The following is a 7,519-nucleotide window of genomic DNA, read 5'->3' as shown; positions in this document are numbered from 1 at the left end:
CGGCCGCCCCGGCCGCCGCCAAGCCCGCCMCCGCCGAGGCCGCGGCGCCGATGGCGTTCGTCACCGGCCGCGCCGTGCACCCGTCCGACGCCAGCACGGAGATCTTCGAGCGCATCGTCGAGGACAAGGGCGAGAACGAGGGCCCAGTCCGGCACGCGTCGACGGGGCAGGTCCCGGTGGTCCGCCGCGCCGCCGCCGAGACCGAGGACGAGGCCTGGTCCCCGGTCCCGGTCCCGCGCCCGACCTACACGATGAAGGCGTCGGCACCGCGCCGCGAGCCGGCCCCGCTGGAGAACCTCGAGGGCTCCACGGCCGCCCGCGCCGCCGAGGTCGAGGAGCCTGCCGGCACCGAGCGTGCGCCGCTCGAGGCGCCCGTCGAGACCACGGGCAGCATCGACCTGAACGCCGTCCTGGCCAAGCGCCGGGCAGCCGGCGAGTGACCTCCGCGATTTCGCGATCCACCGGGGGCTGGTGTTAGTCTTTAGCCCGCTCGCGGGGCTGTGGCGCAGTTGGTAGCGCGTCTCGTTCGCAATGAGAAGGTCAGGGGTTCGAATCCCCTCAGCTCCACCCGCAGTCGAAGGCGGCCCCCGTTCCGGAGGCCGCCTTCGTCGTGTCCGGGGCGGTCGTACGACGACATCGCGGAGCCCGCGGGACAGGCCCGGGGAACGCCGAAGGCGGCCCCCGACGTGGGGACCGCCTTCGAGGGGGAGCTCAGAGGATGCTGCGGCGGCGGCTGCGGCTGCCCGAGACCGCGGCGACGCCGATCGCGGCGAGGACGACCTGGAAGAGCAGCTCGATCCAGTCGACGCCGGCGGTGTCCTGCACGCCGACCAGGCTCGCCAGGTACGTGCCGATGAGGGCGGCGACGATGCCGATGACGATGGTCAGCAGGATGGAGATGCGCTGACGACCGCGCACGAGGAGACGGCCGAGGATGCCGATCACGGCGCCGATGATGATGGCGGAGATGATGCCTTCGGGGGTCATGGGAACTCCTTGACTTCGAGGGGTTCGATCGGGTACGACGAGTGAATCTAGGGGGGATCCGCCGGATCCGCGCGCTGAGCGCGGTGACAGACTGTCGCCGTGCCCTTAGTCGCGCCCGTCCGGATCCTGCGGGCATGGGTCGATCCGCTGGTCGTGCTCATCCTCTCGGCGCTCCTGCTGGGGCTGCTGCTGCCGGCCCGCGGGACCGCCGCCGACGTCCTCGACGTGCTGCGGACGGCGGCGATCGTCCTCCTGTTCTTCCTCTACGGCGCCCGCATGTCGACCGGGGAGATCCGGGCCGGGCTGCGGAACTGGCGGCTGCAGGGCTCGATGCTCGCGGCCACGTACGTTGCGTTCCCCCTGCTGGGGCTGCTGGTGCAGCTGCTGCCGGACACCCTCGTCGCGCCGGAGGTCAAGACCGGCCTGCTGTACCTGTCGCTGCTGCCGTCGACCGTGCAGGCGTCGATCGTGTTCACGTCGGTCGCGCGCGGCAACGTCGCGGGTGCGATCACGGGGGCGACCATCTCCAACCTCGTCGGCATCGTGCTCACGCCCCTGCTCGTGGGCCTGCTGCTCGCGCGGACCACGGGTGGCGTCGGGAACCCCGCGGGCATCCTGCTCCAGCTGCTGCTGCCGTTCGCGGTCGGCCGGCTGCTGCACCGCTGGATCGGCCCGTGGGTCCGGGCGCACGCGCGGCTGACCCGCGTGGCCGACCGCGGCTCGATCGTGCTGATCGCCTACGCCTCGGTGAGCGCGGCGACGGTCTCCGGCGCGTGGGCGCACGTCACCTGGGTCGCCGTGGTGGTCCTCGTGCTCGTGTGTGCCGCGATGCTCGCGAGCATGCTCGTGCTCACGTGGACGGGCGGCGGTCGGCTCGGGCTCGACCGCCCGGACCGCATCGCGCTGCTGATGTGCGGGTCGAAGAAGAGCCTCGCGACGGGGCTGCCCATGGCCGCCGTGCTGTTCAGCCCTGCGCTGGCGGCGAGCGTCGCGCTGCCCGTGATCGTGTTCCACCAGCTGCAGCTGGCGACATGCGCGGTGCTCGCGCGCCGACTCTCGTCGCAGGTCGAGTAGCGTCTCCCCGGAACGATTCGACCGAGCTGTACATCCCCGCCGAGGAGCGCCGTGCCCGACGTGATCGCCGTCGTCCCCCAGCCCGCCGTGCTCGACCGGACGGGCGACGCACCGTTCGTGTTCAGCGAGGCGACGACGGTGGTCGTCGACGGACGCCCCGACCTCATCGGCATCGCCGTGCTGGCCGCGGACCTGCTGGGACGCGTGAGCGGGCATGCCGTCGAGGTGCGCTACGCCGAGGCCGGCGCGTCCGACATCGTGCGGCTCCGGCTGGTCGAGTCCCTGCCCGCCGGGGACGAGGCCTACCGGGTGGTCGTGCGCAACGGCCGGGTCGACCTCGAGGCGCGCACGCCCGCCGGCCTGGTGCGCGCGATCGTCACGCTGCGCCAGCTGGTGGTGACCGCTCCCGGTGGGACCGTCCGCATCCCCGCGGTCCGCATCGAGGACTGGCCGCGCTACGCGTGGCGCGGCCTGTCCGTGGACGTCGCCCGGCACTTCGTCACCGTGCCGGACCTCAAGGTGGTCATCGGCCTGATGGCGCACTACAAGCTCAACGTGCTGCACCTGCACCTGACCGACGACCAGGGCTGGCGGCTGCACGTGCGGTCGAGGCCGCTGCTCACGCGGCTGTCCAGCAGCACGGCCGTGGACGGCGACCCCGGCGGCTTCTACTCGGCCGAGGACTTCGCCGACATCGTCGCGTACGGCGCCGTGCGTGGCGTCCGCGTGGTGCCCGAGATCGACGTCCCCGGTCACGTCAACGCCGCGACGCACGCCTACGGCGACCTGACCCCGTCCGGCGTCCCGACCGACGAGTACACCGGCATCGAGGTCGGCTTCAGCCGGCTCCACGCCGACCTGCCCGCCACCCGGCCGTTCCTGCAGGAGGTGTTCGCCGACGTCGCCGCCATGACGCCCGGCGAGTACGTCCACATCGGCGGCGACGAGGTGCTGACGATGGAGGCCGACGAGTACGCGACCCTGGTGGCCGCCGCGTCGGACGCCGTCCGGGCGGCCGGCAAGAAGGTGGTCGGTTGGCAGGAGATCGCGCACACCCCGCTGGAGCCCGGCACGGTCGTGCAGTACTGGGACACCCGGGTGGATCCCGCGCCGTTCGTCGAGGCCGCGAAGGCCGGGGCGCTCCTGCTCATGTCGCCGGGGTCGAAGGCCTACCTGGACATGAAGTACGACGCCAGCACGGAGCTGGGCCTCGAGTGGGCCGGGCACATCGAGCTGCGGGACGCGTACGACTGGGAGCCGTCGACCCTCATCGAGGGCGTGCCCGCGGAGGCCGTGATCGGCGTCGAGGCCGCCGTCTGGACCGAGACTCTGCGCGACCTGCCGGCGCTGCTGCAGATGCTGCTGCCGCGTCTGGCCGCGGTCGCCGAGGTGGCGTGGTCGGCGCCGGAGCGGCGCGACTGGGAGGACTTCCGCGCCCGCGTGGCTCGGCAGGCACCCTTCTGGGACCGCCTCGGCATGCCGTACTACGCCAGCCCGCAGGTGGACTGGCCGGTGAACCGCTAGATCCAGGTGCGCAGCCACATGTGGGAGTGCCAGAAGTTGTACGGCACCACCCACGCGGACCAGATCGGGTAGAAGAACGCGCTGACCAGCACGATCAGGCCGACGAGCATGCCGCAGCCGATGATCGCCCATCGCCTGCCGCGGGGGTCCAGGTCCTTCGGGCCGACCACCAGGCCCATGACGTAGACCAGCGTGAGCACGACCCACGGCGTGAACGCGATCGAGTAGAACGTGAAGATCGTGCGGTGGGCGTACGCGAACCACGGCAGCCAGCCCGCGACGATGCCGGACAGCACCGCACCGGCCCGCCAGTCCCGGTACCGGAACAGCCAGACGACCGCGACGATGATCGCCGCCGCCGCGCACCACCAGAGCACCGGGTTGCCGAGCGCGACGATGGCCTGCGAGCAGTTGGGAGCGCCGCACGCGTCCTGGGCCGCCTGCCCGGTGAGCCCGGAGATCTCGGTGGGGTAGAAGAACGACGTCGGCCGCCACTGCACGATCCAGCCGATCGGGTGCGCCGCGTACGAGTGTGGCGTCTCGAGCCCGTTGTGGAACGCCCACATGTCCTGGTGGTACTTCCAGAACGACCTCAGCGCGGGCGGCAGCCACTGCACGCCCTGATCGGGGTTCTGCTCGGCCCACAGGCGCCCGTAGGACTCGCGGTGCGTGAACCACGACCACCACGAGCCGAGGTAGACGGCGACGGCGATGCCGACCATCGCGATCCCGGCGACGATCCCGTCCTTGACGACGCCGGCCCGCGCCCAGTGCCGGACGCCGATCGAGCGCCGGGCGGTGAGGTCCCAGCCGACGCTGAGCAGCCCGAACACCGCGAGGAAGTACATGGCCGACCACTTGGTGCCCAGCGCCAGACCCAGCAGCACGGCGGCCGCGAGCCGCCACCAGCGGACCCCGAGGCGGGGACCGTCGCGGAGCTCCTCGCCCGCGTCGAGCTGCGCCGCGGCCCGGTCCGCCAGCCGTCGCCGGGCCTGGTCGCGGTCCAGCAGCAGCGCGCCGAACGCGGCGAGCAGGAAGAACATGAGGAAGGGGTCGAGCAGGCTGATCCGCGACATGACGATCGCCTCGCCGTCGACCGCCATGAGCAGTCCGGCGGTCGTGCCGAGGGCCGTCGACGCGAACAGCCGCCGGCCGATGCGCGCGACCATGAGCACCGCGAGGGTGCCGCAGACCGCCGCCGACAGCCGCCACGCCGCCGAGCTGCCGACCCCGCCCCCGAGGTGGATGCCCAGCGCGATCAGCCACTTGCCCACCTGCGGGTGCACCACGTACTCGCCGACGTTCGTCAGCCCGCTGGTGTCGCCGGCCTCGAAGGCGGGGTTCGGGTTGTCGCCCCACTGGCCCTCGAAGCCCTGGACCAGCAGCGAGTACGCGTCCTTGACGTAGTACGTCTCGTCGAACACCAGCTTGTGCGGCCGGCCGAGGTCCCAGAACCGCAGGAGCCCGCCCAGCAGCGTCACGGCGAGCGCCCACGCCCAGCCGGTGAGCCGTGCGCGCGGGGTGCGGTCGAGCGCGAGGCTGTCGTCGCCGAGCAGCCGGCGCAGGAACCGGCCGCGGTACGACTCCTGCGGACCCTCGACGTCGCGCGGCTCACCGTCGGGCACGGCCTCCAGCGGGACGTCCGCCGGCGCGAGCACGGCCAGCTCGACGTCCTCGGGGGAGGGGGCGGCGCGTCCCTGACGTTCGGTCAGGGTCGAGGCGTCGTCGTCTCCGGTGGGCGGCACCGGGTCATCGTAGGGGCGGTGGCTGTGCTGCGGGAGGGGTTCGTGGAGGTGGCAGGCTGGCTGCCGTGAGCCCCACCGAGCAGACCCCCGGCCGCCTGGTGCTGGCCGCGACGCCCATCGGCAACTCCGAGGACGCGTCGGCGCACCTGCGGCGGCTGCTCGCCGAGGCCGACGTGGTCGCCGCCGAGGACACGCGGCGGCTGCGCTCGCTCGCCGCCCGGCTGGGGGTCGAGATCGGGGGCCGGGTGGTCAGCTTCCACGAGCACAACGAGGTCGAGCGCTCGGCGGAGGTGCTCGCGGTCGTCGCGGGCGGCGGCACGGTCGTCGTCGTGACGGATGCCGGGATGCCCGCCGTCTCCGATCCCGGCTTCCGCGTGGTGGGTGCCGCCGTCGCCGCCGGCCTGCCCGTCACGGCGGCGCCCGGTCCGAGCGCGGTCCTCACGGCGCTCGCGCTGTCGGGCCTGCCGACCGACCGCTTCTGCTTCGAGGGCTTCCCGCCCCGCAAGCCCGGGGAGCGCGCCCGGGCGTTCGAGCTGCTGGCCGACGAGCGCCGCACCATGGTGTTCTTCGAGGCGCCGCACCGGCTGGACGACACCCTGGGCGCGATGGCCGAGGCGTTCGGACCCGACCGGCCAGCCGCCGTCTGCCGCGAGCTGACCAAGACGTACGAGGAGATCGTCCGGGGACCGCTGAGCGAGCTGGTGGCGTGGGCGTCGGCCGACCAGGTCCGCGGCGAGATCGTCGTGGTGGTCGGCGGGGCCGTGAAGGCCGTCGCGCTCTCGACCGCCGACCTGGTGGCCGAGGTGCTGTCGCGCGCGGACGGCGGCGAGCGCCTGAAGGACGCGGTCGTGGAGGTCGCCGCGGCGGCCGGCGTGCCGAAGCGCGACCTGTACGCGGCGGCGCTGGCGGCCAAGTCGCGCTGACCCTCCCGAGCCCCGTCCGACCGCGTGGGCCTGCGTCCCGGCGTGCGGGGGCGGCGGCGCCGTGCTGGGCTGGGGTATGAGCTGGCTGGGTCGGACGGTCGCGGCGTCCGCGTGCGTGGTCGCGCTCGCGGCCTGTTCGCCCGGCGGGAGCACGCCCAGCCCGTCGGCGGCGGCCTCCTCGCCGACCTCGTCTCCGACTCCCTCCGTCTCCGTGCAGGATCCGGCTCCGGCGACCGTCGAGGTGACGTCGGTCGACGAGATCCTGGGCGACCTCGACGTCCCGTGGGGGCTCGCGTTCCTCCCCGACGGCGAGGCGGCGGTGACGCTGCGGGACGCCGCGCGCCTGATCCTCGTGGGGGCCGACGGGGCGGCGACCACCGTGACCGGGCCGGGCGCCGACCAGCTGACGGACCTCGTCGTGCCCGCCGGCGAGGGCGGCCTGCTCGGGGTGGCCGTGCTCGGCTCGTCGGGAAGCTCCGTGGACCTGGCCCTCTACGCGACGACCGCCGACGACAACCGCGTCCTGCGCGGCACGCTCGACGGCTCGACGCTGGGGGAGCTGCGGCCGATCGTCACCGGCATCCACAAGGCCGGCAACCACGACGGCGGGCGGCTCGCGGTCGGTCCGGACGGCTACCTGTACGTGACCACGGGGGACGCCGGCGACCGGCCCTCCGCCCAGGACCCCGACAGCCTGAACGGGAAGATCCTGCGCGTGACGTCGGACGGCGACCCCGCGCCCGGCAACCCCGTGGACGGCTCGCCGGTCTGGAGCCTGGGCCACCGCAACGTGCAGGGCCTCGGCTGGTCGCCGGACGGGCGCATGTTCGCCTCCGAGTTCGGGCAGGACACGTGGGACGAGCTCAACGTGATCGAGCCGGGCGGCAACTACGGGTGGCCGGAGGTCGAGGGCTCGTCGGACGACCCGGCGTTCGTCGCCCCAGTGGCGACCTGGGCGACCGACCAGGCCTCGCCGAGCGGCCTCGCGGTCACCGACGAGGGCGTCTACCTCGCGGCGCTGCGCGGCGAGCGGCTGTGGCGCGTCCCGCTGACGGCGGACGGCGTCGGCACCCCGCAGGCTCTCCTCGACGGCCAGTACGGACGCCTGCGCGCGGTCGCGGTGGCTCCGGACGGCGCGCTGTGGGTCATGACGAACAACACCGACGGCCGCGGCGACCCGCGGCCCGGCGACGACCGCATCCTGCGCGTGGTCGTCGGCTGACTCGACCCGCACCCGCGGGCTGCCGCTCGACATCGGCTGCCGCT

The 7,519-nt window shown here is 73.7% G+C and carries 6 protein-coding genes, 1 tRNA gene and 1 pseudogene; 6 read left to right on the top strand and 2 right to left on the bottom strand.

What is annotated here, in order from left to right; genetic code table 11:
- Together AC1DQC_RS15410 and AC1DQC_RS15405 are read left to right on the top strand one after the other, a co-directional pair.
- Positions 1–440: pseudogene (locus AC1DQC_RS15410) on the top strand (hypothetical protein); the annotation flags it as partial.
- 54 nt (positions 441–494) lie between these two features.
- Positions 495–567 (top strand) — tRNA-Ala (locus AC1DQC_RS15405).
- Positions 568–711: 144 nt separating this feature from the next.
- On the opposite strand, the gene AC1DQC_RS15400 is transcribed toward AC1DQC_RS15405, so the two are convergent.
- Entirely contained in the window at positions 712–987 is a 276-nt protein-coding gene (locus AC1DQC_RS15400; protein ID WP_477052118.1) for a GlsB/YeaQ/YmgE family stress response membrane protein, read from the bottom strand.
- Between the two features lie 99 nt (positions 988–1,086).
- On the opposite strand from AC1DQC_RS15400, the gene AC1DQC_RS15395 reads away from it, so the two are divergent.
- Positions 1,087–2,061, top strand: coding sequence for a bile acid:sodium symporter family protein (locus AC1DQC_RS15395; RefSeq protein ID WP_477052117.1), 975 nt, complete (start codon positions 1,087–1,089; stop codon positions 2,059–2,061).
- Between the two features lie 51 nt (positions 2,062–2,112).
- Positions 2,113–3,585, top strand: a complete 1,473-nt coding sequence (locus AC1DQC_RS15390; RefSeq protein WP_477052116.1) for a family 20 glycosylhydrolase — start codon at positions 2,113–2,115, stop codon at positions 3,583–3,585.
- On the opposite strand, the gene AC1DQC_RS15385 is transcribed toward AC1DQC_RS15390, so the two are convergent.
- The gene (locus AC1DQC_RS15385) at positions 3,582–5,330 is read right to left on the bottom strand and encodes a dolichyl-phosphate-mannose--protein mannosyltransferase (protein WP_477052115.1); all 1,749 of its coding nucleotides are present in this window, start codon (positions 5,328–5,330) and stop codon (positions 3,582–3,584) included. The genes AC1DQC_RS15390 and AC1DQC_RS15385 overlap by 4 nt on opposite strands.
- 65 nt (positions 5,331–5,395) lie before the next feature.
- On the opposite strand from AC1DQC_RS15385, the gene rsmI reads away from it, so the two are divergent.
- Complete coding sequence (rsmI, locus tag AC1DQC_RS15380) at positions 5,396–6,253, top strand: 16S rRNA (cytidine(1402)-2'-O)-methyltransferase (RefSeq protein WP_477052114.1); 858 nt, start codon at positions 5,396–5,398, stop codon at positions 6,251–6,253.
- Positions 6,254–6,464: 211 nt separating this feature from the next.
- Positions 6,465–7,475, top strand: a complete 1,011-nt coding sequence (locus AC1DQC_RS15375; RefSeq protein WP_477052113.1) for a PQQ-dependent sugar dehydrogenase — start codon at positions 6,465–6,467, stop codon at positions 7,473–7,475.
- Positions 7,476–7,519: the final 44 nt, after the last annotated feature.

Source organism: Cellulomonas sp. P4_H12, assembly GCF_056400905.1.
Note: the sequence above shows the minus strand (reverse complement) of the source record. Positions and strands in the feature narration are given on the sequence as shown.